We start from the raw sequence: 26,417 nt of genomic DNA, 5'->3' as shown, positions 1-26,417 counted from the left end.
TTGATCTGCCCAAAGTCTGGGTCCAGCCGGTGACCCACCCTATCCCAGCCGACGCCGAGGAGCCCCTTTGACAGCCGCTGACGTTGCGGTGTTGCTGGTCGGCGGCAGAAGGATGCCCCGGTCGCTGCGGGGGCTGGCCACGATCAGCGAGGATGCCGTCACCGAATCTCGGCGCGTCATCGTTGTGGGTTCGCGGGCCGACCTGGCCGCCGTTCTGAGCCGGTTGCTGAAGGCCGACCGCCTCGATGTGGAGGTCGCGCACGTGCGGTGGCCGTGGCAGGCCAGGAGTGCCCGTACCGGCACCGCCACCCGAATCCCGCTGATCAGGGACGAAACGGGGAAGGTGATCGTCGGGGCCGCGCACTGGCTGGCGCCGGACGACAGCGCCGCCACGCTCCGCGGCGAGGCCACTGTCGACGACGTCGTGCTGTTCCACGGCGACGTGACCGGGGTGCGCATCGAACCGACCACGGCCATGCCCGGGCTACGTGCCGCCGCGCTGTCGCCGCGCATGCGCCCGAAGCGCTGGGTCGCGGGCCGCGCCGCCCAGCTGGGTACCGAAGGCGCGCTCGTCGTCCGCGACGGGGTGGCCGGACAGCGGCCGGTGCGCCGGTCGACGTTCTATCGGCACACCGAGGGCTGGCTGTCGGTTCGGTAGCGTCAAACCGTGAACGTCCGTCCGCTGTACCCCCGGGCCTCGGTCCGCCCGAGCCCGGTTTTTCTGGCGATCGTCGCGCTGACGGCCGTGGGCGGTTGGCTGGCCTGGATATCGACCGCCGAGTATCGCGCACCGCTGGCCTACGCGGGCGTGTTCGTCTTCGTCATCGCCGGTTGGGTCGTGTCGCTGAGCCTGCACGAATTCGGGCACGCGTTCACCGCGTGGCGGTTCGGCGACCATGACATCGCGGTGCGCGGCTATCTGACGCTGAACCCGTTCAAATACGCCAATCCCCTGCTGTCGCTCGGATTGCCGGTGCTGATCACGCTGTTGGGTGGAATCGGCCTGCCCGGCGGCGCGGTGTGGGTGCGGACGTCGTTCATGACCGTTCGGCAGAAGACGATCGTCAGCCTTGCCGGACCCATGATGAACGTGGTGCTCGCGGCGATCCTGTTGGTGGCCGCCCGGCTGTTCTACGACCCGCAGCACGTGGTGTTCTGGGCGGGCGTGGCATTTTTGGGCTTCCTGCAGATCACCGGCGCGGTGCTGAACCTGCTGCCGATTCCCGGACTGGACGGCTACGGCGCAATGGAACCGCACCTGAGCCCCGAAACGCAGCGCGCGCTCGAGCCGGCCAAGCCGTGGGCGTTTTTCGTCTTCCTCCTGCTGTTGATCGCGACGCCGCTCAACCAGTACTTCTTCGCGGTCGTCGGCTGGTTCTTCGACCTGTCCGGCGTGAACAGCGAATTGATCGGTGCCGGGTTCGGCCTGACACGATTCTGGTCCGCCTGGTTCTGAGCGAGCCTCTTGCGACATATGCATGTTTACGCATAAGTTGTCGGCATGGGCGCTGGGCACGACCACGGAACGCGCGATGCACGGGTGAGCCGGATGCTGATCGCCGCGGCGATCCTGACGGCGTTCTTCGTGATAGAGCTCGTGACCGCGCTGTGGATCAATTCGATCGCGCTGCTGGCCGACGCCGGCCACATGCTCACGGACCTCGTCGCGATGTTCATGGGCCTGACTGCGGTCCTGCTCGCCCGACGCGGCAGCACATCACCGGCGCGTACCTACGGCTGGCATCGGGCCGAGGTGTTCACCGCCGTCGCCAACGCGGTGCTGCTCCTCGGTGTCGCCGCATTCATCCTCTACGAGGCCTTCGAACGTCTCGGTGACGCGCCCGAGATCCCCGGCGTTCCGATGATCGTCGTCGCCATCGCCGGCCTGGTCGCCAACGCCATCGTCGTACTGCTCTTGCGGTCACACTCCGAGAGCAGCCTCGCCGTCAAGGGTGCCTACATGGAGGTCGTCGCCGACACCGTCGGCAGCGTCGGTGTGCTGATCGCGGGAATCGTGACGGTGACGACGCGCTGGCCCTACGCCGACGTCGTGGTCGCGGTGTTCGTCGCGCTGTGGGTGTTGCCGCGCGCCATCGCGCTGGCCCGCGCGGCGCTAAGGATCCTGTCGGAGACGTCACCCGCCCATATCGACGTCGACGAACTACGCCAGGCGCTGTGCGACGTGGACGGCGTCACCGAGGTACACGACCTGCACGTCTGGACGCTGGTTCCGGGCAAGGACATGGTGACCGCGCACCTGACCAGCACGCGGGATGCCGCCCTGGTGCTCGACGACGCGCGCGCCGTGCTCGCTGAACACGGCCTCGACCACGCCACGGTTCAGGTGGAACCGCCCGAGGGCGCCGCAGACTGCAAGTGCGAGGCGGATACGTAAGAGAAATCAAGCCAGCCCGAGCGCCGGCCTGGCCTCCGGATCGCAGTCGTCGAGCAGGTCCACGCAACGCTGATACTCGTCGGTTTCGCCGATCTGTCCCGCGGCCTGCGCCAACGCCGCTACGCAACGCAGGAATCCGCGGTTGGGCGCGTGACCGTACGGAACCGGTCCGAAGCCCTTCCACCCGTTGCGGCGCAACTGGTCGAGTCCGCGGTGATAGCCGGTCCGCGCGTAGGCGTAGGCCGTCACGGCCTGGTCGGCGGCGAGCGCCTGTTCGGCGAGTGTGGCCCAGGCGACCGATGCCGATGGATGTGCGGCGGCCACGATGGCCGGGTTTTCGGCGGCGGCCAGTTCGGCCTCTGCCGCCGGGTCGCCGGGAAGCAGGACCGGATCCGGCCCGAGAAGGTCACCCATCCGTGTCATGTGGCCCATTGTGCCGTGCGGCTCCCGGCGGTCGTCCCGCCGGATGGTTAAGCTTTGCGGCCGAAGCGTTGTAACGGAGGGCTGCAGCACCGATGTCGAATCCACAGGGGCCGGACCAGCCGGATGAGGTCACCGACCAGGGGGCCGACGATTCTGCGCCTGCCACCGAGGTGATGGGGCCCGCCGAATCCGAGCACGAAGCGGCAACGGAGGTGATCTCGACCGAGACCTTGTCTCAAGAGCCCGCCGCGCCGGAAGAACCCGAGCGCCGGTTCACCGCACCCTCCGGTTTCGACGCCGGGGTGACGACGAGGATCGACAGACCGTCCGAACCCGCAACCGAGGTCATGGCCACGGCCGCCGCACCTGCGGCCAAACCCGTTTCACCACAAGTTATTCCGCCGCGCGGCGAAGTGCCCAAGCCGCCGCCGTCGAAAAACCGCCGCTGGGGCTGGGTGATCGCGGTCGTGCTGGTGATCGCTGCGCTGGTCGCCGTCGCGGTGCTGGGCACCCTGCTGCTGACCCGCGGTTCGGAGCCCACGGTGTCCCAGGAGGAGCGGGTTCGCTCCGCCATCGAGAACTACGACGCCGCGATCGCGAAAGGCGACCTGGCCACGCTGCGCACCATCACCTGCGGCAAGGCGCGCGACGACTACGTCACCTACAACGACAAGGTGTGGTCCGACACCCACTCGCGGATCGCGGCCGCCAAGCGGTATCCCGTGATCGCCAGCATCGACCAGGTGGTGGTCAACGGCGATCACGCGGAGGCCAACGTCACGACGTTCATGGCCTACGCGCCGCAGACCCGCTCGACGCGAAGCCTGGATCTCGAGTTCCGCGACGACCAGTGGAAGATCTGCCAGGCACCGTCCAGCTAGCCGGCGGCTGTCACTGAGCGACCCGCGCTGTGCAGGTCGCGGCACGCCTCTATGACGCGTTCGGTCATCGACGCCTCGGCCTTCTTCAGATAGCTGCGCGGGTCGTAGGCCTTCTTGTTGCCGACTTCGCCGTCGACCTTGAGCACGCCGTCGTAGTTGGAGAACATGTGTGCCGCGATGGGCCGGGTGAACGCGTACTGAGTGTCGGTGTCGACGTTCATCTTCACGACGCCGTAGCGCAGCGAATCCTCGATCTCGGATTTCAGCGAGCCAGACCCACCATGGAAGACGAAGTCGAAAGGCTTTGCGTCCTCGGATAATCCGAGTTTTGCCGCCGCCACCTTCTGGCCCTCGGCGAGAATGTCGGGCCGCAACTTAACGTTGCCCGGCTTGTAGACGCCGTGCACATTGCCGAACGTCGCGGCCAGCAGGTACCTGCCGTGCTCACCGGCGCCGAGCGCTTCGATGGTCTTCTCGAAATCCTCCGGGCTCGTGTAGAGCTTGTCGTTGATCTCGTGGGCCACCCCGTCTTCTTCGCCGCCGACCACACCGATCTCGATCTCGAGGACGATCTTGGCGGCCGCGGCCTCCTTGAGCAGCTCGCGCGCGATGTCCAGGTTCTCGTCGATCGGCACCGCCGAACCGTCCCACATATGCGACTGGAACAGCGGGTTACTCCCACCGGCGACCCGCTGTTGCGAGATCGCGAGCAACGGCCTGACGTAGGTCTCCAACTTGTCCTTCGGACAGTGGTCGGTGTGCAGGGCGACGGTGATCGGATACCTGTCGGCGATGACGTGGGCGAACTCGGCGAGCGCCACGGCGCCGGTCACCATGTCCTTGACGCCCAGTCCGGAGGCGAACTCGGCCCCGCCGGTCGAGAACTGGATGATGCCGTCACTACCGGCGTCCGCGAAACCCTTGATGGCCGCGTTGACCGACTCCGAGCCGACGCAGTTGATAGCGGGAAACGCGAAGGAATGTTCTTTGGCCCGGCTCAGCATCTCCGCGTAGACCTCGGGCGTTGCGATGGGCATATGCGTTCCTCTCGGCGATCAGTACGTACAGCGATTCTCGCAGGGGTGGGGCCACCGCACACGGTCAAGCCGAATCGACATTTCGGCGGCAACCGCTCAGACCGGTATCTTGGGGCCTTGTGACGACCTCCGCCGCGGCCGACCAGCTGGCACTCATGCCGGACTTCCTCGACCCGATGACGTTGCTCGGGTACTTCGGTACGTGGGCCCTGGTCGGACTGCTGGTGGTCATCTTCGTCGAGTCCGGCGTGCTCTTTCCGATCCTTCCGGGTGACTCGCTGCTGTTCGTGGCGGGCATGCTGGCCGCAGGCACCCAGGCGCTGCAGGCCGACGGCGGCGAGGTGATCAACTTCCAGCTCTGGCAGCTGCTGGTGTTCATCCCCATCGCCGCGGTACTCGGCGGGCAGGTCGGGTATTGGATCGGACGCAACGTCGGCACGGCGATGTTCAAGCCCGACGCCAGAATTCTCAAGCAGCGTTACCTTGACGAGGCGCACGCGTTCTTCGAACAGCGGGGCCCGTTCGCGATCGTGATCGCGCGATTCGTGCCGATCGTGCGAACGCTCGCGCCGCTCACCGCAGGCGCCGCCAGGATGAGCTACCCGGTGTTCACGTTCTTCAACGTCCTCGGTGCGGTCGTGTGGGGCGTCGGGCTGACACTGCTCGGATACTGGCTCGGCCGGTTCCAGATGATCCAGGACCTCCTCGAGCCCATCGTGATCGGCATCGTCGTGGTGTCGGTCCTGCCGATGGTGTTCGAGTGGTACAAGCGGCGCAAGGCCGCCAAGCGCGCAGCGGGCGAAGCCGCCTAGCCGCTCACCGGCGGCCTTGCTCCAGTGCCCGGATCAGGCTGGCCGAATCCCACGGGCCCTTGTGTCGCTTACCGTTGACGAAGAACGTCGGCGTCGAGTTCAGATCCATCGCCTCGGCGTCCTGCGCGTCGTCCTGCACGCGGTGTAACACCTTCGACGGATGAACCCGGACGTCCTGATCGAACTGTTCGAGATCGAGCCCGACCGCGTTGGCGTAGCGGTAGATGTCCACCCACTCCAGGTCGTCCTGGTGTGCAAACAACTCCGCACCCATCTCGAAGTACTTGCCCTGCAACCCGGCAGCCTCGGCGGCGCGTGCCGCGTCGAAGGCCCGCGGGTGGACACGCTCGAGTGGCAGGTGTCGCCACACGTAGAGCAGGTCGTCACCGAAGTGAGCCCGCACCTCGTCGATAGCCCCCGTCGCGCGGCTGCAGAACGGGCATTCGTAGTCGCCGTACTCCACCAGCGTGAGCGGAGCGTCGGGATTGCCGCGGACGTGGTCGCGCGCGGAGTCGACGGGTCGAATCAGCTTGAGGCCGATGGGTTCCGGCGGACTGACCAGGTCGGTGATGTGGAAGATGGCCCAGCCGAGGACCAATGCGATGAGCGACGCGGCGATGACTCCGATGCGTGCCTGATCCTGCCGCGCGGGTTCGCTGATCGCGATGTCGACGATGAAAAGTGAGATGGTGAAACCGATTCCGGACAGCGCGGCACCACCGGTAACCCGGCGCAGCCGCAGCCCGGGAGCCAGCTGACCGAGCCCCGTTCGGCGCATCAGCCACGTCGCACCGGTGATGCCGATCAACTTCCCCAGCACCAGGCCGGCGACGATGCCCCACGTCAACGGTGAGCGCGCCGCGGCGGACAGGCTCTCCGCGTCGAGCCTGACCCCGGCGTTGACCAACGCGAACAGCGGCAGCACCAGGAATGACACGTACGGACCGATGTCGGTCTGCAATCGTTCGTTGATGGAAATAGATTGCCGCAGACGGCGGGTGGCCGCGCGGGCGTACTGAGAGTTCGGTGACTGCCGGAACGCGCGGATCACCTCGACGGCGTCCTCGACCTGTCTGCGCTCGGGGGCGAATACGGGAATGAGTAACGCGAGCGCGACACCGGCGAGGGTCGGATGGATTCCCGCCAGGTACAGCCCGACCCACAATGCGAAGCCCAGCAGCGCATACGCGGGGCCGCGGGCGGCCGGCAGAAATCGCACCAGCGCGATCGCGATGAGCAGTAGCGCCGAGACCACCAGCGGTACCACCTGGATCGAATCCGAATAGAACACCGCGATCACGATCAGCGCACCGACGTCGTCGACGACGGCCAGGGTGAGCAGGAAGATCCGCAGTCGCCCAGGGAATTTCGGCTTGATGATGGCAAGCGCACCCACCAGGAACGCGGTGTCGGTGGAGATCACCACACCCCAGGCGTGGGCGTTCTCGCCGGAGGGATTGAGCACCAGGAAGATGACGGCGGGCGCGACCAGACCCGCGATCGCCGCGACGACGGGTACCGCGGCCCTAGCTCTGTCGGTGAGCTCGCCGATGGCGAACTCGCGTGTCACTTCGAGGCCCACGATGAAGAAGAAGAACGCCATGAGCGCGTCGTTGACCAGATGCTTGACGCTCATGTCGAAGTGGTGCTCGCCGAACGAAACACCGACGTGGGTGTCCAGCAGGGTCCAATAGCTTTCCGCCCACGGCGAATTCGCCCAGATGATGGCGATGACGGTGGACAGCAGCAGCAGGCCCGCGGCGGCGTTTTCCCCAGGCTTCATGGATTTGAGGTCGCGGCCGAACCGCGTGGGAAAAGAATGAACGACGCGCGAAGCCGGTTCAGACGTCACGTGTCGGATACCGCGTGGGCCGCTTCCATGAGCATCCACCCTGCCAGCTGAACGGACAGATCGCGCTCTGGAACCTGCGACGCGTTGACAGCACCCTCGACGAACTGGGCCTCCTCACCTGCCGCAGTGGGTATCTCGGCGGTGCGCTCCCAGAACGCCGCGAACAGCGGCAGGCCCTCGACGGTCTGCCGGTTGTCCCACGCCGCCTCCGCCGACGTCAGTACCAGCTTGGTCGCGGTGTCCCTGGCAGCCGCGTCGTCGTCGTCGTGCTGCGGCAGCGAGGTGGCCACCAGCGCCAGATAGCGCGCGAGGATCCCGTTGAACAGACCGCCGTCACCGCCACCCGCACCCCGGATGATGCCCTCGGAAGCCATGTTGTCGCGTACCGCGGCGACCAGTCGGTGCACCCGCTTGGCGTGGTCGGCGTCCTCGGTGCGCATCGCGAGTTCGGTTTCCAGGCCGAGCACCACTCCCTGGCAGTAGGTGTACTGCGCGCGCACCATCGACCCGCCCTTGATCCCGTCGAACACCAGGTGGGTCTCCGGATCGATCAGCGTCTCGTCGAGCCAGTCCGACATCTGCTGAGCCCGGCGCAGCCGGTCGTGGCGGGCAAGGAAGATCGCCGCCGGACCGTTGGCCGGGGCGTTGAAGAACTGGTCTTGTTTGCGCCATGGAATTCCGCCGCCGTCCTCGGGCACCCACGAGTTGAGAAACTGCTCGGACAGTGTGTCCAGCGCCCTGGGGCGCTCGACACCTGTGAGGCGCCCCGCCCGTTCGAGCGCGATTGCCAGCCACGCCATGTCGTCGTAATAGTCGTTGGTCCAGCGCAGGTTGTTGCGTAGCCGGTGGCCCCTGATCTGCCTGGCGATCTTCTGCTGGCGTTCGGGCTGCGGGTCGCGCACTTGCGCGTCGACCAGGCAGTCCAGTAGATGGGCCTGCCACCAGTAGTGCCAGGTACCGAACAGCCGGTACTTGCGCGTCGCCGGCCAGGCGACGACGCCCAGCTGTGTTCCCGGTATGGCCCACAGCTTTTTCAGATGCCGCTTTGCGATCGCGGCCTCTGCGCTGGCTGCGCGGTTGGCCCATAGCTGATCCATGGCTTCGATCCTGCCCTACCCGGCCTGCGAAATGTGCTCGGCTGAGAGGCCCGCCCCTATTCTCTATGAGACGTATTTGTCTCACCTGAGCTATCATCGTCTCATGCCATCTGATCGCGAAACACTGCTGCGCGCCGCGGCCGACTTCCTCGGTCGCAGGCCCAATGCGACGCAGGACGAGATCGCGGCCGCGGTCGGGGTGAGCCGAGCCACACTGCATCGCCATTTCGCGGGGAAGCCGGCGCTGCTGGCCGCTTTGGACGAGCTCGCGATCAGCGAGATGGCACGTGCCCTCGACGTTGCGCGCTTGCACGATGATTCGGCCGTCGAGGCGTTGCGCAGGCTGATCGCCGCATGCCAACCGGTATCGCCCTACCTCGCACTGCTCTATAGCCAGACCCAGGAATTCGACGTCGACAAGTCGCTGGAGGGCTGGGCGGACATCGACGCCGCCATCACCGCGCTCTTCCAACGCGGCCAGCGCGACGGCGATCTCCGTCCCGACCTCACCGCGGCATGGCTGACCGAGGCGCTCTACTCACTGGTGGCAGGAGCGGCGTGGGCCGTTCAGGTCGGACGCGTCGCAGGACGCGAGTTCGACCACATGATCACCGAACTGCTATTGCACGGAGTACTGACATCATGATTCGCCGCTGGTCCGCGCTCGGCGTCCTGACGCTCGCGGTTCTGCTCATCGGCATCGACGGCACGGTCCTGGCGCTGGCTACGCCGTTCATCAGCCGGGACCTCGATGCCACCGGAATCCAGATCCTGTGGATCGGCGACATCTACTCCTTCGTGCTCGCCAGCCTCCTGATCACGATGGGTGGCCTCGGTGACCGGATCGGTCACAAGAAGATGTTGCTCTGGGGTGCGACGGCCTTCGCGGTGATCTCCGCCGCAACGGCGTATGCGCCGTCGGCGGAGCTGTTGATCGCGGCGCGGGCACTGCAGGGCATTGCGGGTGCGACCCTGGCGCCTGCGACTCTGGCCCTCATCCGCGGCATTTTCGCCGATCCCAGGGAACGCACACTGGCCGTGGGCATTTGGGCGTCGGCGTTCTCGGCCGGCGCCGCATTCGGCCCGATTCTCGGCGGGATACTCCTCGAGCATTTCTGGTGGGGCTCGGTGTTCTTGATCAACGTGCCGGTGATGGTGGTCCTCGTGATCGGAGGCATCGCACTGGTACCCGAGCACCGCAACCCCGCCCCCGGCCCGTGGGATCTGCTCAGCGTCGTGTTCTCGATGGCGGGCATCCTCGGCGCCGTGTACGCGATCAAAGAGGTTGCTGCGCAGGGATTTCACCTCGATGTCGCCATCGCAGCCCTGCTCGGGGCCGGTGCGCTGACACTGTTCGTCCGCCGCCAACTCAGGCTGTCACACCCGCTGATCGACGTTCGGCTGTTCGGCAACCGCGCATTCACCGGCGTGGTGAGCGCCAACCTGCTGTCCGTGCTCGGACTATCCGGTCTGGTCTTCTTCCTGTCGCAGTACTTCCAACTCGTCCAAGGCTTCAGCCCGTTGAAGGCCGGGTTGGCCGAACTGCCCGCGGCAGTCACGGCGACGGTGTTCGGTGTGCTGGCGGGAGTCGCGGTGCGCTACTGGTCCCGGCGCGCGGTACTGACCTCGGGTCTGGCGATGGTGGGAGCCGCCATGGCGACATTGACGGTGCTCACACCCGGCACCTCCTACCCGCAACTCGGCGTGACGCTGTTCGTCGTCGGTGTCGGACTCGGCCTGGCGTTCACGGTGGCGAGCGACGTCCTCCTGGCCAGCGTTCCCAAGGAACGCGCCGGTGCGGCGGCCGCGGTTTCGGAGACCGCGTACGAGCTCGGAATGGCGCTGGGCATTGCCACACTGGGCTCGATCGTTACCGGGGTATATCGCAATTTCACTGCGCCCGAGGGCATTCCCGCGGCGGCGGTCGCTGAATCGCGGGACTCCCTAGCCGCTGCGGTCGAGGCCGCGCAGACACTGCCCGCCGACCAGGGGGCCGCCCTGCTCGTGGCGACGAAGCACGCGTTCACGTCGGGGCTCGCGATCGCGTCGGGCGTCGGTGCGGCGCTGATGCTGGTCTCGGCGGTCGCGGTGTGGTTGTTGCTGCGCGAGCGGCTACCAGGCCCGGTCGAGGTCGGCGTGCGTTCGGATCCAGCTGTGCATGGCGATGCCCGCGGCGACTCCGGCGTTGATGCTGCGGGTGGAGCCGAATTGTGCGATCGACACCGTCAATTCGGCACCGGCACTGGCCTGAAAGGTGATGCCCGGACCTTCCTGCCCGAACACCAGCAGGCATGCCCGCGGTAACTCGACGTCCTCCAGCCGCGCGGCACCCGGCACGTTGTCGACGGCGACAACGGTCAGCCCCGCATCGACGGCGAAGGCCAGCAGTGCTTCGGTGGTGTCGTGATGGCACAGCCGCTGGTAACGATCGGTCACCATTGCTCCGCGCCGATTCCACCGGCGGCGACCCACGATGTGCACGGTGTCCACCGCGAACGCGTTGGCCGTTCGGACCACCGCACCGATGTTGGCGTCGTTACCGAAGTTCTCGATCGCGATGTGCAGGGGATGCCTACGGGTGTCGATATCGGCGATGATCGCTTCGCGCGTCCAATACCGATATGCATCAACGACATTGCGGGTGTCGCCGTCCCGCAGCAGCGCGGGGTCGTAACGGGGATCGTCGGGCAGCGGACCTTGCCACGGGCCTACCCCGGGACTCTCGCCCCACTCGGTCGGACCCGCCTCACTCACCCTTGGTCCACATCGCGGCGTGCGTGCCGACCACCGACAGCGTCGGATACAGCAGCGCTTCGTTCATCTCTCCCTGGGTGCACAACGTCACGCGGGTGAAAACCGCGTCGCGCGTGCTGTCGGGTAGTAAGAGAGTCGACGCGCCGTAGACGTCACAGGCGTGGCTCAGTCCGGGCGGAGGCAGCGTTGGAGCCATCACCACCATCGTCGGTCCGCCGCGGCGTTTCGACTCCTCACGGTATTGCGTTGACTCACCGGAGATCTCGAGGCCGAGCAGCATGTACCCGTTACCGGTGAACTCGTTGGGATCTCCGAGCGCGGCCTGGTCGAGCATGGAGCCGTCCGCACGGAACGCGTCCACGCTGGTCGTCTTGAGCGTCAGTCCGGTGGCCTCGTCCTCGACCGCGGGCAGCCCGACGGGAAATGCGACACCGTGCGCCATCGTGGTTCCGGGCGTGCGGTCACGGGTCGAATAGACGTAGACCCCGCGCACCTGGAGTTGGTCTCGCTGTGGCCCCACACACACCGTTCCCGTCAGCCGGTCCGGCGTCTGGACCGACAACGGCTGCACGTCTAGGTCTGTCACGTCACGGCACCCGCCGATGGCGGGGGCCTCGAGCGGGTGTGCCAACGCGCCGTAAAGCCCGAACCTCAGGTCCTTCGGGTCGGCGCGCGGACCGTCACCCGATGGCGCCGCGTCGATGTCGATCAGGACGTTTTCGCCCTCGAAACGCAGATTCGACACCGACATGTTCCAGCCCAGGAACGCCAGTGACTCGCCGATGGTCGCGGTCTGGGCGGAATAGGTGTCGATCTTTGCGTCATCGCTGGAACAGGCCGAGGCGACCAGGAGCACCGCGGTGAGGACGGCGAAAACTGAACGAGCGGACACTGAGCGCGACTCAGGTTCTATCCCGGCCCCGGCCAACGACTTTCGTCACCGCCCGCACCACGTTTCGCGGCACCATGCGGCCGCCGGTGGTCAGTGCCTTGTACTGCAAGCCGGGCACGATCACCACCTTGCCCCGTGCGACATCGGCCATCGTCTCGCGGACCACGTCGTCCACCTCCAGCCACAGGAACGACGGCGTGTTCGCCATGTCGATGCCCGCTCGCTCATGGAATTCGGTGTGCACGAAACCGGGGCACAGCGCATGCACGCCGACGCCGGTGCCACCCAGGCCGTTGGCAAGGCCCTCGGAGAATGCGACCACCCAGGCTTTGGAGGCCGAGTACGTCGAACCCCGCCCAGGCAGCAGTCCGGCCACGCTGGCCACGTTGATCACGGTGCCTTCGCCGGCCGCCAGCATCGGCGGCATCGCCGCGTGCGTCAGATGCATGACCGCCGTGACGTTGACATCCAGTTGGGACTGCAGCACCGCGAGGTCTGCGGTCCAGAATTCGCCGGAGGTTCCGAAACCCGCGTTGTTGACCAGAACGCGCACACCGGCGGCGAGCCGGTCGGCCACCTTCGACCGATCGGCGGCCTGCGCCAGATCGGCGACCAGCACCTCGATGTTCGCGCCTGCCTCGTCGTGCAGTTCGGCGGCCAGCGCGTCGAGACGCTTCGCATCGCGCGCGACGAGCACGAGGTCGTAGCCGTCCACGGCATATCTATGGGCGAACCCTGCGCCCAACCCCGACGTAGGTCCGGTGATCAGGGCGACGGGGCGTGACATGGCGACAGCTTAGTCACCGCGTCGGTTACCGCTGATAGTGCGGGGACTGCCGTCCGTTGCGCGACTGCGGTGGCTGCGGGGGCGACGCGGGCCGACGAGCCTGTTCGGGTCGCGGGGGCGCCTGGGCATACCTGCCGCCTGGAGTCTCGGCCCTGCCTGCAGGCACCTCGGAGCGTGCGGGCGCCGGCTTGAGCGGACGGCTCGGCGACCCGCTGCGGCGCGTCACGGACTGACCGACGGTGGCCTGCGACGTCGGTGGCAGCACGCGCAGCAGGTCGTTGAACTGGCGCACGGTGCGCAGGCCCTCATCCCACTGGGCCCGCGTGCTGGTCACCGGCATCGAGACCAGCGTCCAGTGCTCCTCGTTCCACATGATCTCCGCACAATCCGGCGCGGTGTGGGCGAACGTCACCATGCGGCGGTCGCAGGCGCGGCGGGCCGCGTCGAGGTTGGTCGAATAGACCATCCGCGGACCGATCGCGCCGAGCAGCCAGATGTCGTTTTCCCGCGGCTCTTTGATTCCCTTGAGCCGCAGATCGACGACGACGTTGGTGCCGACCTTGCGGTGCAGGGCGATGACGGTCGCGACGTCTTCGAGGTCGAAGATGAACACCGCTTCGCCACGGATCTGCCCGAGGACGACGTTCTTGGCGTTGATGTCGCCGACGGTCGACATCACACCGCGCTTCCAGCGCTTCAGGATGTCGCTCGACTCGTGTTCATAGTCGAAACCGTGCGACTTCGCCCACGACTTGCGGCGACGACCCAGCCCACGTCGACGGTCGATGTCGACGTACAGAAGTACTGCCGCACCCACGAAACAGAGCGCGGACAGCGTGAACCAGAGCGGGACCATTAGGTCGTAGCTTACTTGCAGGTAGCCCTCAAGTCCGAACTCGAGCAGATCACAGGCTCGTCACATCCGGAAAAGACGCCTCGGCGAGCGCGATGATCTCGCTCCGGTCAGCCGCCACGAGGAATCCCGCCTCGATCGCGCGATCCAGCGCGTCGCTGAAACGCGCCAGGTAGTCGGCGGCGCCGCCGGGGTAGAGCGCGCGCACCGTGCCGTCGTCGAACACCTCCCCGGTACCGAACAGGAACGACATGGGGCTCTCGTCGGGCGCGAGGCCCGATGTCCGCGCAATCGGCACGTCGACCCACGGCGTACGGACTCCACCGACGGCCAGTCCGTGATCGTCGAGCACCAGCGCCGGGATGTCCCCGTCGGTGAGGGCCAGCGGCTGCGCTGTGGCGGCAGCCGCGCCGGTTCGAACCCAGTCGTTCAGGGCCGCGATCGCGGCCTGCAGTACGTAGTGATGCTGGGGCGCGAAGTTGATGTAGTACGACAGGTTCGTCCCCATCAACTCCTTCGTGGGTGCGTAGGCCGCGACCAGGCCCTCCAACGGCATCGAGCCGTCGTCGATGAAGCCGACCCGAATCGTGTAGTTGTCGGCGTGCGCAGTGCCGGGTATCTCCCACACCCGCAACCTGTCGTCGTCGGGTCTGCGGGCGTGGTGGTAACCGAGCAGATGGCCGTCGACCAGATCGGTTTCGGTGATGACCGACAGCACCGGGACCCGCAGATCGTCCCGGAACGGCGCGGGCCGTGACTCTTCCAGCGCACTACCGCCCCCTAGCGGAGCGGCGGGACCGAAGCGCGAGTGCACGAGGAAGCCATCAAAAACTTCAGCGACCGCATCCACCTCGTTCACATAGGTGGTCAGAAACATCGCCGACTGCGATTCCCCCACCGCGAGAACCGCTTCCGGCTGCAAACTGTCGATGCGACCCTCACTGACCACCCGGCCGACCTGGGAGTAGATGTCATAGGCGAACTGGTCACCCGGATGGTTGAGCTGCGAATAGCGTTCGCGGTCCTGGGCTTTCAGCGACATGTCGATGCCCATCAGGTTGTCACCGCCCTCGACGCCGACGTACTGGGCGGACACCGCGACGTAGGCGTAGCCCGCGCGCGCGATCTCGCGATGCGCCATCAGCCAGACCGCGGGTGCGTCGACGCCGCCGCTGACGTTGAGCCATTCGACTACGGCGGTGCCGTTGAACGCGCCGTTCGGGCGGCACACCACGACGCGGGTGGTGTAGTCCGCCGTCTCGTCGGTGGCATACGAGCGTGCGGTCCCCGAGATGACGAACTCCTCGGCGCCGTAACCCAGTGTGGCCAGGTCGTAGGCGCCGAGGAGCAGGCTGGGTCTACCGGGAAGGGATGTGATGCGCATCCCTCATCGATATCAGGCTCAGCCCAGTACCAGCGAATCGCCGTCCGGGCTGACGTTCACCGGCACCACGTCGCCGTCATGCACCTCACCGGCAAGCAGCATCTTGGCGAGCTGGTCGCCGATGGACTGCTGGATCAACCTCCGCAGCGGACGCGCGCCATAGAGCGGATCGAAACCGCGCTGCGCCAACCACTGCTTGGCGGGCAGCGACACCTCGAGCGTCAGCCTGCGTTGCGCCAGCCGCTTCGACAGCTGCTGCAGTTGGATGTCGACGATCGCCACCAGCTCACCGGGCTCGAGCGCGTCGAAGACGATGACGTCGTCGAGCCGGTTGATGAACTCGGGCTTGAACGCCGAGCGCACCGCGGCCATCACCTGTTCCTCGGTCCCGCCGGCACCGAGGTTGGACGTGAGGATCAGGATCGTGTTGCGGAAGTCGACCGTCCGGCCCTGACCGTCGGTCAGCCTGCCCTCGTCGAGCACGGCCAACAGCACGTCGAACACGTCCGGGTGAGCCTTCTCGATCTCGTCGAACAGGATCACCGTGTACGGACGCCGCCGCACCGCTTCGGTCAGCTGACCGCCCTGGTCATAACCGATGTAGCCGGGAGGCGCACCGACGAGGCGGGCCACCGAGTGTTTCTCGCCGTACTCGCTCATGTCGATGCGGACCATGGCACGTTCGTCGTCGAACAGGAACTCCGCCAACGCTTTCGCGAGTTCCGTCTTACCGACACCGGTCGGGCCGAGGAACATGAACGATCCCGTCGGCCGGTTCGGGTCGGCGACACCGGCACGGCTGCGCCGCACCGCGTCGGCCACGGCCTGTACGGCCTTGCGCTGCCCGACGACGCGCTTGCCCAGCTCGTCCTCCATGCGCAGCAGCTTGGCGGTCTCGCCTTCGAGCATGCGGCCCGCGGGAATGCCGGTCCATGCCGACACCACATCGGCGATGTCGTCGGGTCCGACCTCCTCCTTGAGCATGACGTTCTCGCGGGCTTCGGCATGGGGCACCGCCGCATCGAGCTTCTTCTCGATTTCGGGGATGCGGCCGTACCGAAGTTCGGACGCCTTGGCCAGATCGCCGTCGCGCTCGGCCCGGTCGGCCTCCCCACGCAGCGTCTCGAGCTGCTCCTTGAGCTCACGCACCACGTCGATGGCGCTCTTCTCGTTCTGCCACCTCGACGTCAGCTGGGCCAGCTCTTCCTTCTTGTCGGCAAGCTCGGCGCGCAACTTCTCGAGGCGGTCCTTGCTGGCGTCGTCCTCCTCTTTGGCCAGCGCCATCTCCTCGATCTCCAGCCGGCGCACCAGGCGCTCGACCTCATCGATCTCGACGGGCCGGGAGTCGATCTCCATTCGCAGCCGGGACGCGGCCTCGTCGACGAGGTCGATGGCCTTGTCCGGTAGGAAGCGGCTGGTGATGTAGCGGTCGGACAGCGTCGCCGCCGAAACCAGTGCCGAGTCGGTGATCCGCACACCGTGGTGGACCTCGTAGCGGTCCTTGAGACCGCGCAGGATGCCGACGGTGTCCTCCACGGACGGTTCGCCGACGAACACCTGCTGAAAACGGCGTTCGAGCGCGGCGTCCTTCTCGATGTACTTGCGGTACTCGTCGAGGGTGGTCGCGCCGACCAGTCGCAGCTCGCCACGCGCCAGCATCGGCTTGATCATGTTGCCCGCGTCCATCGCCGATTCGCCGGTCGCGCCGGCACCGACGATGGTGTGCAGCTCGTCGATGAACGTGATGATCTGGCCGGCCGAGTTCTTGATGTCGTCGAGGACGGCCTTGAGCCGCTCCTCGAACTCGCCCCGGTACTTCGCACCGGCGACCATCGAGCCGAGATCCAGTGAGACGACGGTCTTGTCGCGCAGGCTCTCCGGTACGTCGCCTGCGACGATGCGCTGGGCCAGGCCCTCGACGATCGCGGTCTTGCCGACGCCGGGCTCACCGATCAGCACCGGGTTGTTCTTGGTGCGACGTGAGAGCACCTGGACGACCCGGCGAATCTCGTTGTCGCGCCCGATAACCGGATCCAGCTTGCCCTCTTTGGCACGCGCGGTCAGGTCGGTGGAGTACTTCTCCAGCGCCTGGTACGTGGCCTCCGGGTCTGGGTTGGTGACGCGCGCGCTGCCGCGCACGTTTCCGAACGCGTCGCGCAGCACCTGCGGGGACGCGCCGTGGCCGCTGAGCAGCTTGGCGACGTCGGAGTCACCGGTGGCCAGGCCGACGAGCAGATGCTCGGTGGAGACGTATTCATCGTCCATCTCGGTGGCCAGGTGGGTGGCCGTGGTGATCGCAGCGATCGACTGGGGTGCCAGCTGCGGCTGCGAACTCGACCCCGATGCGCTGGGCAGCCGATCGAGAATTCGTTGCGTCTCTGCGCGGATTGTCGCGGGTTCGACGCCGACGGCCTCCAACAAGGGTGCGGCAATGCCATCGTTCTGGGTGAGCAGTGCCATCAACAAATGGGCGGGCGTGATCTGTGGGTTGCCGGCGGCGGTAGCCGCTTGCAGCGCCGAAGTAAGGGCCGCCTGGGTTTTGGTCGTCGGATTGAACGAGTCCACGACGCCTCCATTTCTATGTACTTCAGGGCCGCGCAAAGGCCCCTTGGAATGCTTGTCGCGTTGTACAACGCCGTCAAGGTTGAGTCTGTTCCGCTCAACTTTAACTTTTTTGCCAGCGCAGCGCCAGCGCGTACCGAGCCGTTGATCCAGCAACCACCCACCACGTCCCTCTACGATGGCGGAATCCAACTCGGGCAAAGCCGCATGGGGGAAGACGTTTGGACCTCAACACCGTCACCGATGTGGTCCGCCACCCGCACGATCCGCCCGGGGCGCACTGGCGCGACGGGGATGCCTTCCTCGCGGGCGGCACCTGGCTGTTCTCGGATCAGCAACCACACCTGCGGCGGCTGATCGATCTGGCACCGCTGGGCTGGGACGCCCTCACGGTCGAGCAGACCGGGCTGGAGATCGGCGCGATGTGCACGATCCGCGACCTGTACGCGCTCACGGCGCCGAGCGACTGGCCCGCCGCATCGCTGCTGAAGACGAGCTGTGAGGCGTTCCTGGCTTCGTTCAAAGTGTGGAACAGCGCGACGGTCGGCGGGAACATCTGCATGTCGCTGCCCGCCGGCCCGATGATCACGATGACAGTGGCGCTGGAGGCCACCTACACCCTGCGCGCGCCCGACGGGTCCGAGCGCACCGTCGACGCGGCCGACTTCGTCACCGGGAACAACGCCAACATCCTCGCGCCCGGCGAGGTGTTGCGGAAGGTCGACATTCCGGCGAGCGCCCTGCGGAAGCGGCACACCCACCGACGGTTCACCCTGACCAAGCTCGGCCGATCGACAATCTTCATCGTCGCGACGCAACACCAGCACGACCTGCTGTTGACCATCACCGCGGGCACCATCCACCCGGTACGCATGAGATTCGATTCGATGCCGGACGCCGACGCGCTCGCGCAACGTATCGACGAACTGCCCGAAGAGCTTTGGTTCGACGACCCCAACGGCAGCCCGGACCACCGGCGTCACCTCGCCGCGCACTACGCCGAGGACATCCGCGCCGAGTTCTCGCGGGCGGCTTCGTGACCTACACCGTGAACGGCGCGGACTTCGACGAGCAGCCCAGACCCGGCCAGTGTCTGCGTACCTTCGTCCGCTCGCTGGGCTGCCTCGGTGTCAAAAAAGGTTGTGACGCAGGTGATTGCGGAGCCTGCACGGTGTGGCTTGACGGCGATCCGGTGCACAGCTGCATCACCCCCGCCTTCCGCGCGGAGGGGCGGGAAGTCACCACCATCGAGGGCCTTGGCACACCGGACAACCTGCATCCCATGCAACGGCGATTTCTCGACGGGCCGGGATTCCAGTGTGGTTTCTGCACCGCGGGGATGATCATGACGTCGGCCACCTTCACCGACGAGCAGAAGAGCGACCTACCGCGCGCGCTGAAGGGAAACCTGTGTCGCTGCACCGGGTATCGCGCCATCGAGGACGCAATCAACGGTGTCAAGGGAATCGAGGACGCGGCACCCGGTGAAGCGGTCGGCGCCAACGTCGTCGCGCCGGCGGCCACCGGAGTCGTCACCGGGACGGTCGAGTTCACCATGGACACCGCGATGCCGGAAATGCTTCACCTCAAGGTGCTGCACTCGCCGCACGCCCATGCACGCGTCGTCTCCATAGACGCGTCCGCCGCGCTCGAGGTTCCCGGCGTGCAGCGCGTATACACGTGGCGGGACGTCCCCCGTAAGCGATTCAGCACGGCGATCCACACCGACCACCTCGTCGACCCCGACGACACCTACATACTCGACAACGTCATGCGGTTCGTGGGCCAGCGCGTCGTGGCGGTGGTCGCCGAGTCCGTCGGCGCCGCCGAAGAGGGTTGCCGCAGGGTCGCCGTGGAGTACGAGGTGCTGCCCGCGGTCTTCGACCCCGAGGAAGCAATGGCCGACGGCGCGCCCCAATTACACAGCTATGACGACCCGTTCGCACACGACAAGCTGCGCAACATCCTGCTCGAACTGCATGGCGAGGTCGGCGACGTCGAGGCCGGATTCGCCGCAGCCGACGTGATGCACGAGGGCACGTACTTCACGCCCCGCGTCCAGCACGCCCACCTCGAAACGCATGGTTCGATCGCCTGGATGGAGGAGGGGCGGTTGCATGTGCGCACGAGTTCGCAGTCGCCGTCGGTCGCGAAACTCAAACTCTCCCATCTGTTCAACCTCCGCCCCGACGAGCTGAGGGTTTTCTGCAAGAGGGTCGGCGGCGGGTTCGGTGGCAAGCAGGAAGTGATCTCCGAGGACCTGGTCGCCCTGGCGGCTCTGGACACCGGCCGACCCGTCTGCTGGGAGTACACCCGGGAAGAGGCGTTCACCACGGCCTCACCGCGACACCCGATGAAGATCACCGTGAAACTCGGCGCGAAGGCCGACGGCACGCTGACCGCGTTCCAATTCCGGAACGTCTCCAACACCGGGGCATACGGTAACCACGGCGGCGAGACGCTGTTCGCCGGCGGTGCCGCCGTGATGCAGTACCGATGCCCCAACAAGAGATTCGACGGCTACTCGGTGTACACGAACACCGTGCCCAGCGGTGCGCTGCGCGGGTACGGGATGACCCAGCCGTCGTTCGCGGTCGAGTCCGCGATGACCGAGTTGGCGCTGGCGCTCGGTATGGATCCGCTGGAGTTGCGCCGTCGCAACGTGGTTGTGCCCGGCGATGCGCTGGTGGCGCTCGGTGAGCACCCCGAAGATGTGACTTTCACCGAGGACGGGCTCACCGCCTGCATCGACCTGGTGGACGACGCGTTGCGCCGCATGCCGCCCGAGCCGAATCTGGGACCGGATTGGCTGGTCGGCACCGGCACCGCGAGCTCCATCCACGAGACCGCCCCGCCGACCGACCATGTTTCCAACGCATGGGCGACCCTGCGAGACGATGCCGTCTACGAGATCGCGGTAGGAACAGTTGAATTCGGTGAAGGCACCTCGACGGCGCATGTGCAGATCGCGGCGAGCGTGCTCGGCACCACGACGTCTCGAATCCACCTCGTGCAGGCCGACACCGACAGGACGGGTTTCGACACCGGCGCGTTCGCGAGCGCGGGCCTGTTCGTCTCGGGCAACGCCGTCCAGAAGGCGACGACTGCTCTGCGTGACAGCATTCTGCACTTCGCCGCCGGACACGTCGGCGTCGATGTCAGTGCATGCGTCATGGACGACGACGGGGTGTTGTGCGCCGACACCAGAATGACGCTGGCCGAGGTGTTGGCGGCCGCCCGCGAGCGCGGTAGGCGGTTCACCGTGGCGCGCAAGGCCTATGGTTCGCCGCGCAGCGTGACGTCCAATGCGCACGGATTCCGCGTCGGCGTCCACCGGATCACCGGCGAAACCCGAATTCTCTACAGCGTGCACGCCGCCGATCCCGGCGTCGTGATCAATCCGCAGCAGGTCCGCGGACAGATCGAAGGCGGGGTCGCACAGGCCATCGGCTTCGCGCTCACCGAGAACTTCCGCGTCGACCGCAACGGAGTGATGGTCAATCCCAACTTGCGCAACTATCGCATCCCCACCTACGCCGATGTGCCGCGCACCGAAGTCCTTCTCGTCGAGACCCAGGACTCGGTGGGACCCATGAAGGCGAAAGGCATCGCCGAGTCGAACGTCAACCCGGTGGCACCGGCACTGGCCAACGCACTGCACGACGCCACGGGCATCCGGTATCGCGAGCTGCCGTTCACCCCCGAGCGTATCTATCGACGCCTCATCGAGCAGCGCCTCTCTCCCGCAACCTGATTGGCAGGACATGGACACGACAGGCGCCACCGACACCACCGCGACGGTGATCATCAGTCAGCGCGTTCGGCCCGGTCAGGAGCAGGCGTTCGAGGCGTGGCAGCTCAACATGAACCGCGAAGCCGGCAAGTACCCCGGCTTCATCGCCGCCGAGATCAACCAGCCCACCGCGGTCCAAAGCGATTGGGTGATCGTCTATCGCTTCGACTCGGTCGCGCACGTCCAGACATGGCTCAACAGCGCGACGCGTCAGGAGATGCTACTCAAGGCCGAGCAGTACTTCGAAGGACCGGGCACCCAGCAGGTCATCGGCGGCGGTGGCCGAAAGTCGGATCCATTGGTGACCGTGATGGTGACACACCGGGTCGATCCGGCCGATGTCGACGAGTTCCTCGCCTGGCAGGAGCGACTTCGACTGGCGGAGAGTGCCTTTCCGGGATTCCGCGGAACCGAGCTATTCCGTCCGGTGGAGGGTGTTCAGGAGGAGTGGACCGCGCTGTACCGCTACAGCACCGCCGACGACCTCGATCGCTGGCTGGTTTCGCGCGAACGCAGCCAGCTGCTCGCCGAGGGCGCGAAGTTCAGGGACTACCACTCCAGGACGGTCGACAACTCCTTCGGCAACTGGTTCGCCTTCGACGACACGGGCGCCGAAGCTCCACCGCCGTCGAACTTCAAGACCTCCCTCGCGGTGTGGGTCGGCGTCTACCCCACCGTCGTGCTGATCGCGTTGGCGCTGTGGCCGCTGAAGTTGCACCTGTGGCTGAACCTGCTGATCGGAAACCTGTTGTCCAGCTTGGCACTCAGTTATTTCGTGATGCCGTACTTCGTCAACAAGCTACTCAAGAACTGGCTGCGGCCGCCGCCCGACGTCTCCGTCACCAAGACCAACTGGCGTGGGTTCGCCATCATCTTCGTCATCATGACGATCTTCAGTGCGATCTTCTACCTCGTCACAATCTCGTTCTTACACATGCCCTAGCGGCCGCCGAGCGGCGTCGGTCCCGTCGACACCTTCGGCAGGGTGGTGAGCAGCTTCGGTGCCAACGTTGTCGCATCCGGGGCTGGACGCTGCAGGGTGTACTTGCGGACCTCCTGGCCACCGGGAGTGCGTCCCGCCACGACGAGATCGGCTCCGTAGACGGTGCTGCTCGTTGCAACGGTCGCCCCGCCGGGGAACGGTGCGAACGAGGCGATCTCGGTGTACTCGATGTTCTCCTCATGGTGATTGGGGCTGTCGAGGTACATGCCGGGCTGGCCGTCGAGCTTTGAGCCCGTCGACCACACCCGCACGGTGCCCGGCCCGGCGAGTTGGCTGGTGATGATGCTCATGGCGCCACCTTCCCCACCAGCCACCCATCCGGTCGACAGCGCGACCCCGTTCCTGTAGTCCTCGTCGTAGGCGAGGAAATTCGACGTCATCCTGGGCTCATTGGGCTTGGCGGCGTGCTCGGTCGCCGTGCCGTTGGCCTGCGCCCGCGCGGTCGGCCTGTAGAGGTCCCACCGGAACGACTTGACGAGCGGCGCATCGCCGGGACCCGGCGCGGTCACGATGCTCTCACGACCCGAACCGAATTCGACCATTCCGGTGGCCAGCGTGACCCCGGACTGCGATCCGGGATAGGGCGTGAACGCGGAGAACACGTCGGGCTCCTTACCCGACTCGGACGGCAGATCCGAGGAGTACACCTTCACCTGCGACTCTGTTCCCGGACCGGTGCCGACGATGATGTTGTCGGCCAACGAGTTTCCATCGATGTCCGCCCCGGCGACGGTCACACCGCCGGTGAAGCCGGAGTCGAACGGGCCGAACCGGGTGATCTCGGTCTTGAACAGGCCAAGGTCGGTGTCGTTGCCGTCGTACGCGACGACCTCCGGCGTGGCCCCCTTACCGGTTCCGACGAGGAGATCGAGAATCATGTCGCCGTTCACGTCGGCCATCGCCACCGACGGCGTGCCCTCGAAGTCCGGGAACGGGACGACGGTCTGCAGCACCTTGTCACCATTGCCATCCCGAACCTGGACCGAGGCCGGCTTACCGTCGGAGCCGGGATTCGCCACGGCGTACGTCGACACCTCGGGGATGACGTTGATGGTGGCCATCAGTCCGTTGTCCTCGTGGTTGAGGCGGTGGCAGTGGATCACGTATGTGCCCGCGAACTCCGAGAACTCCTGACGCATGGTCAGGCTCGCGGGCGTGCTCACGACGTGCATGTCGTTGAATATCGGTGCGGGCACGTTGACGTTGTCGAGCCCCCATGGCTGCACACCGGTCTTGCCCCGGTGGGGATCGTCGATGGCCATCACTTGAAAGTCGTTGACGTGGATGTGCATTGGATGCGCGTCGTTGTTCTGATTGATGATCGTCCACTCCTCAACGGAGTTGAGCCGCGGCTGGATCAGCGAGACATTCGGGAACCCGGCGGGTTCGAACTGGTAGATGACGGCCTTGGGATCGTTGTTGCTGGCGATGTTGCCACCGATGGTGTCGGTGATCGTCATGGTCCGTTTGACGGCAGGGGTCATCACCGACGTGTCCACGAACGACGTGTAGGCGTCGAGGTTCTGTCCGGGTTCGAACGCGGTGCTCTCTCCTGCTCCACTGGTGTCGGGCGTGGCACGGATCAGGGTCTGCGTCGGGAACACGAAGAAACCGTCGGCGAACGCCATGTACTTGGGATCGACCGTGAGAGTGCCCAGCACCGCCGGTGTGTTCTTGGTTCCGTTGTTCGTATAGAGCACACCGGGATTCACGAGCGGCTTGGCATCGGGATCCGGTGGGAATTCCAGGACCAGGTCACCCTCCTTGGGCATCGTCACCGCAATCGCGTACCTCGACCCCGGCGGCACGCTGAGCGTCGTTCCGTCCCCGTAGACCGGGCGGCCGACCTGCGTATAGGGGTTACCGTCCTGCCCGACGATCGAGAACTTCGGATGGTCTCCGGTGGCGGTCTCGGTCAATCGCAGTGTCATATAGGCGATGTCGCTGATATTGGCCACCGCCCAGATCTCCGTCTGGCCCGGCTTGATCTTCAGTTCCGGCTGGAACTGGCCGTTCACCGTGAACTGCACATCGCGCTGATTGTCAGGCAGGCCCGGGTTCTCGGCGACCTTCGTCGTCGGACTGTCGAAGCTCATCAGATTCGAGGGGATGAACTGAGTTTGACCGCGATTGTTGCGCGGTGACAGCGGCCCCGCCCACCACGGCGTCAGATATTGGGCGCCGACGGTGGTGTCGGCGATGTTCAGCGGCGCCAGGCTCGGCTGATAGGTGCCGTCGGCGAGTTGCGACCCCTCGGGCGGCTTGAGCGTGCTCGCCCACTGCGGCCAGCTGTAGTTGTTGAGCTGGTGGCCATTGCCCTTGCGATCGAACACGTAGTTGTACTGAATCGCCATGTTGCGGATGGGAATATCGTTCTGGGTGACCAATGGCAGATTGCCGTCCGGCCTGCCGATCTCCAGCAGGCCCGCCAAACCGGCATACGTCTGCTGCGCCGTCATCGTGTGCCGGTGGCTGTGATACCAGTACAACCCGTTGGGCATGTTCTCGGGCACGTCGTAGGTGAAGGTGTTGCCCATGCCGGGCGGTATGGACAGCAGGACGTTGTCGGCGTTGCCCGACGGGCTGATATGCAGGCCGTGGGTGTGCAGATTCAGCGGCGACTCGGTGAGAGGGGGTGGGTACAACGGCACCTCGCCGCCCTTGGGTGTCATCGCGGGGTCGTAGAAGTCGGGGATCGTCAGATTCTGAAGATCGTTGTCGTAGTGGACGATCAGCTTCTCGCCGGGTTCCACCCGCAGCGTGGGCGCGGGATAGACGTTGTCGCCCTTCGTCGATCCGTCCGAGCTCGTGCCTTTGACAAGATCGTAGGAGAAGATCAAGAAATTGGTGACCGGGTCCTTGACCGTGTCGAGGTTGACGCTGCCCTGGTGCGCCGACAGTCGCACCTCGAGTACGCCGTCCTTGCTCGAGAGTCGCACGGGCTCCCTGAACGGGGCGGGCCTGCCGTCGGGCCCGGCATTGACTCCGGCCTGCGGGGCGGGGGCTTCTTTGTCACGCGAGCATGCCGTCATCGACGCGATCAACGTGATGACCAACATCAGGGTGGTCACTACTACACGTGAACCGGGCCGCCGCATGCGCAGATGCTATCGGCAAACTTGCTGGATATCGGGCCATCGCGGCATACGAACAGTCCCGGGCGTCAATGATTGCTAGGTTGCGTATCGAATGTTGCGACGAAGGGGCGAGCATTGTCCGGTGATTGGGGATCGGTGCTGATCGAGCTCATACCGCTCGCACTGGTCGTGGCACTGTCGCCGTTGTCGATCATCCCGGCGGTGCTGGTGTTGCAAACGCCCCGGCCACGGCCGGCGGGCCTGGCTTTCCTGGCGGGCTGGCTGATCGGCCTGGCAGCGTTGACGAGCATCTTCCTCGCAGTGTCCGGCCTCATCGGCGGACTCGGTGGCAAGCCGCCCGGCTGGGCATCCTGGTTGCGCGTCGTGGTCGGTGCGGCACTGATCGTGTTCGGCATCTACCGATGGCTCACCCGCAAGAAGGCTGCGCACGTTCCCAAGTGGCTGCAGAGCATGTCGAAGCTCACACCCGCTCGTGCGGGCGTGACAGGCCTTGTCCTCACCGCAGTCAATCCCAAGGTGCTATTCATCTGTGCCGCAGCGGGTTTGGCCATCGGCACGACGGGGATGGCCGGCGCCCGAGTGTGGCTGGCGGAGCTCTGGTTCGTCGCGGTCGCCGGCTCGACGGTCGCGCTGCCGATCCTGGCCTTCGCCGTCTCGGGTGATCGCCTCGTCGAGCCGTTACAACGGCTGCGGGACTGGATGGAGCGCCAGCATGCCGTGCTCGTTGCGGGCATTCTCGTCGTGATCGGTCTTCTGGTGCTGTACAAGGGTATTCACGGCCTCGCCCTTTGAGG

Annotated in this window: 21 protein-coding genes and 1 pseudogene; 11 read left to right on the top strand and 11 right to left on the bottom strand. The window is 66.0% G+C overall.

Annotation, left to right across the window (positions count from 1 at the left end; translation table 11 throughout):
* The first annotated feature begins 112 nt into the window (after positions 1 to 112).
* From G6N36_RS23775 to G6N36_RS23765, 3 genes are read left to right on the top strand one after another with little or no spacing between them, the layout of a single operon-like run.
* A complete protein-coding gene (locus G6N36_RS23775) occupies positions 113 to 658 on the top strand; it encodes a peptidase M50 (protein ID WP_372512343.1) in 546 nt (181 codons plus the stop codon).
* Positions 659 to 667: 9 nt separating this feature from the next.
* The gene (locus G6N36_RS23770; RefSeq protein WP_163689240.1) at positions 668 to 1,456 is read left to right on the top strand and encodes a site-2 protease family protein; all 789 of its coding nucleotides are present in this window, start codon (positions 668 to 670) and stop codon (positions 1,454 to 1,456) included.
* A gap of 45 nt (positions 1,457 to 1,501) precedes the next feature.
* Entirely contained in the window at positions 1,502 to 2,395 is an 894-nt protein-coding gene (locus G6N36_RS23765; protein WP_163689239.1) for a cation diffusion facilitator family transporter, read from the top strand.
* Positions 2,396 to 2,401: 6 nt separating this feature from the next.
* Here G6N36_RS23765 and G6N36_RS23760 read toward each other — a convergent pair whose 3' ends face one another.
* Complete coding sequence (locus G6N36_RS23760) at positions 2,402 to 2,818, bottom strand: DUF3151 domain-containing protein (protein ID WP_163689238.1); 417 nt, start codon at positions 2,816 to 2,818, stop codon at positions 2,402 to 2,404.
* A gap of 92 nt (positions 2,819 to 2,910) precedes the next feature.
* Between G6N36_RS23760 and G6N36_RS23755 the strand changes: the two genes are divergently transcribed.
* Positions 2,911 to 3,699, top strand: a complete 789-nt coding sequence (locus tag G6N36_RS23755) for an Rv0361 family membrane protein (protein WP_163689237.1) — start codon at positions 2,911 to 2,913, stop codon at positions 3,697 to 3,699.
* Here the strand turns inward: G6N36_RS23755 and fbaA are convergent.
* Entirely contained in the window at positions 3,696 to 4,736 is a 1,041-nt protein-coding gene (gene fbaA / locus G6N36_RS23750; RefSeq protein ID WP_163689236.1) for a class II fructose-bisphosphate aldolase, read from the bottom strand. The genes G6N36_RS23755 and fbaA overlap by 4 nt on opposite strands.
* A gap of 155 nt (positions 4,737 to 4,891) precedes the next feature.
* On the opposite strand from fbaA, the gene G6N36_RS23745 reads away from it, so the two are divergent.
* Positions 4,892 to 5,548: a VTT domain-containing protein gene (locus G6N36_RS23745; protein WP_163690855.1), complete on the top strand. Its 657-nt coding sequence runs from the start codon at positions 4,892 to 4,894 to the stop codon at positions 5,546 to 5,548.
* Between the two features lie 4 nt (positions 5,549 to 5,552).
* Here G6N36_RS23745 and nhaA read toward each other — a convergent pair whose 3' ends face one another.
* Together nhaA and G6N36_RS23735 are read right to left on the bottom strand one after the other, a co-directional pair.
* Positions 5,553 to 7,331: a Na+/H+ antiporter NhaA gene (nhaA, locus tag G6N36_RS23740; protein WP_235690149.1), complete on the bottom strand. Its 1,779-nt coding sequence runs from the start codon at positions 7,329 to 7,331 to the stop codon at positions 5,553 to 5,555.
* A 65-nt stretch (positions 7,332 to 7,396) separates the two neighbouring features.
* Positions 7,397 to 8,497 carry a glycoside hydrolase family 76 protein gene (locus G6N36_RS23735; RefSeq protein ID WP_163689234.1) on the bottom strand — a complete coding sequence of 367 codons (1,101 nt, stop codon included), beginning with the start codon at positions 8,495 to 8,497 and terminating at the stop codon, positions 7,397 to 7,399.
* 103 nt (positions 8,498 to 8,600) lie between these two features.
* Here G6N36_RS23735 and G6N36_RS23730 point away from each other — a divergent pair, with 103 nt between their 5' ends.
* Positions 8,601 to 9,143 (top strand): TetR/AcrR family transcriptional regulator, encoded by a 543-nt coding sequence (locus G6N36_RS23730; RefSeq protein WP_163689233.1) that lies wholly within the window; start codon positions 8,601 to 8,603, stop codon positions 9,141 to 9,143.
* A pseudogene (locus tag G6N36_RS23725) lies at positions 9,140 to 10,720 on the top strand (MFS transporter); the annotation flags it as partial. The gene G6N36_RS23730 and the pseudogene G6N36_RS23725, both read left to right, overlap by 4 nt.
* Here the strand turns inward: G6N36_RS23725 and G6N36_RS23720 are convergent.
* From G6N36_RS23720 to clpB, 6 genes are read right to left on the bottom strand one after another with little or no spacing between them, the layout of a single operon-like run.
* A complete protein-coding gene (locus G6N36_RS23720; protein ID WP_163689232.1) occupies positions 10,610 to 11,251 on the bottom strand; it encodes a TrmH family RNA methyltransferase in 642 nt (213 codons plus the stop codon). The pseudogene G6N36_RS23725 and the gene G6N36_RS23720 overlap by 111 nt on opposite strands.
* Positions 11,244 to 12,143 (bottom strand): hypothetical protein, encoded by a 900-nt coding sequence (locus G6N36_RS23715; protein ID WP_163689231.1) that lies wholly within the window; start codon positions 12,141 to 12,143, stop codon positions 11,244 to 11,246. The genes G6N36_RS23720 and G6N36_RS23715 overlap by 8 nt, the downstream gene beginning before the upstream one ends.
* A 10-nt stretch (positions 12,144 to 12,153) precedes the next feature.
* Complete coding sequence (locus G6N36_RS23710; RefSeq protein ID WP_163689230.1) at positions 12,154 to 12,930, bottom strand: SDR family NAD(P)-dependent oxidoreductase; 777 nt, start codon at positions 12,928 to 12,930, stop codon at positions 12,154 to 12,156.
* A 25-nt stretch (positions 12,931 to 12,955) separates the two neighbouring features.
* Positions 12,956 to 13,786: a trehalose monomycolate transport factor TtfA gene (gene ttfA / locus G6N36_RS23705; protein WP_163689229.1), complete on the bottom strand. Its 831-nt coding sequence runs from the start codon at positions 13,784 to 13,786 to the stop codon at positions 12,956 to 12,958.
* A gap of 49 nt (positions 13,787 to 13,835) precedes the next feature.
* Positions 13,836 to 15,167: an alpha/beta hydrolase domain-containing protein gene (locus G6N36_RS23700; protein WP_163689228.1), complete on the bottom strand. Its 1,332-nt coding sequence runs from the start codon at positions 15,165 to 15,167 to the stop codon at positions 13,836 to 13,838.
* 18 nt (positions 15,168 to 15,185) lie between these two features.
* Complete coding sequence (clpB, locus tag G6N36_RS23695; protein WP_163689227.1) at positions 15,186 to 17,732, bottom strand: ATP-dependent chaperone ClpB; 2,547 nt, start codon at positions 17,730 to 17,732, stop codon at positions 15,186 to 15,188.
* A gap of 218 nt (positions 17,733 to 17,950) precedes the next feature.
* Here clpB and G6N36_RS23690 point away from each other — a divergent pair, with 218 nt between their 5' ends.
* From G6N36_RS23690 to G6N36_RS23680, 3 genes are read left to right on the top strand one after another with little or no spacing between them, the layout of a single operon-like run.
* Positions 17,951 to 18,769 (top strand): FAD binding domain-containing protein, encoded by an 819-nt coding sequence (locus tag G6N36_RS23690; protein ID WP_163689226.1) that lies wholly within the window; start codon positions 17,951 to 17,953, stop codon positions 18,767 to 18,769.
* On the top strand, positions 18,766 to 21,483 hold the full coding sequence (locus G6N36_RS23685; RefSeq protein ID WP_163689225.1) for a molybdopterin-dependent oxidoreductase: 2,718 nt from the start codon (positions 18,766 to 18,768) through the stop codon (positions 21,481 to 21,483). Before G6N36_RS23690 ends, G6N36_RS23685 begins: the two co-directional genes overlap by 4 nt.
* 10 nt (positions 21,484 to 21,493) lie before the next feature.
* The gene (locus G6N36_RS23680; protein WP_163689224.1) at positions 21,494 to 22,465 is read left to right on the top strand and encodes an antibiotic biosynthesis monooxygenase; all 972 of its coding nucleotides are present in this window, start codon (positions 21,494 to 21,496) and stop codon (positions 22,463 to 22,465) included.
* Here the strand turns inward: G6N36_RS23680 and G6N36_RS23675 are convergent.
* Positions 22,462 to 25,623, bottom strand: a complete 3,162-nt coding sequence (locus G6N36_RS23675; RefSeq protein ID WP_163689223.1) for a multicopper oxidase family protein — start codon at positions 25,621 to 25,623, stop codon at positions 22,462 to 22,464. The genes G6N36_RS23680 and G6N36_RS23675 overlap by 4 nt on opposite strands.
* Positions 25,624 to 25,737: 114 nt before the next feature.
* Here G6N36_RS23675 and G6N36_RS23670 point away from each other — a divergent pair, with 114 nt between their 5' ends.
* Entirely contained in the window at positions 25,738 to 26,415 is a 678-nt protein-coding gene (locus G6N36_RS23670) for a GAP family protein (RefSeq protein WP_163689222.1), read from the top strand.
* The last annotated feature ends 2 nt before the right edge of the window (positions 26,416 to 26,417 follow it).

This window comes from Mycolicibacterium gadium, from assembly GCF_010728925.1.
Classification (GTDB): Bacteria; Actinomycetota; Actinomycetes; order Mycobacteriales; family Mycobacteriaceae; genus Mycobacterium; species Mycobacterium gadium.
The sequence above is the reverse complement of the archived record's forward strand: the minus strand, read 5'-3'. Positions and strand labels throughout refer to the sequence as shown.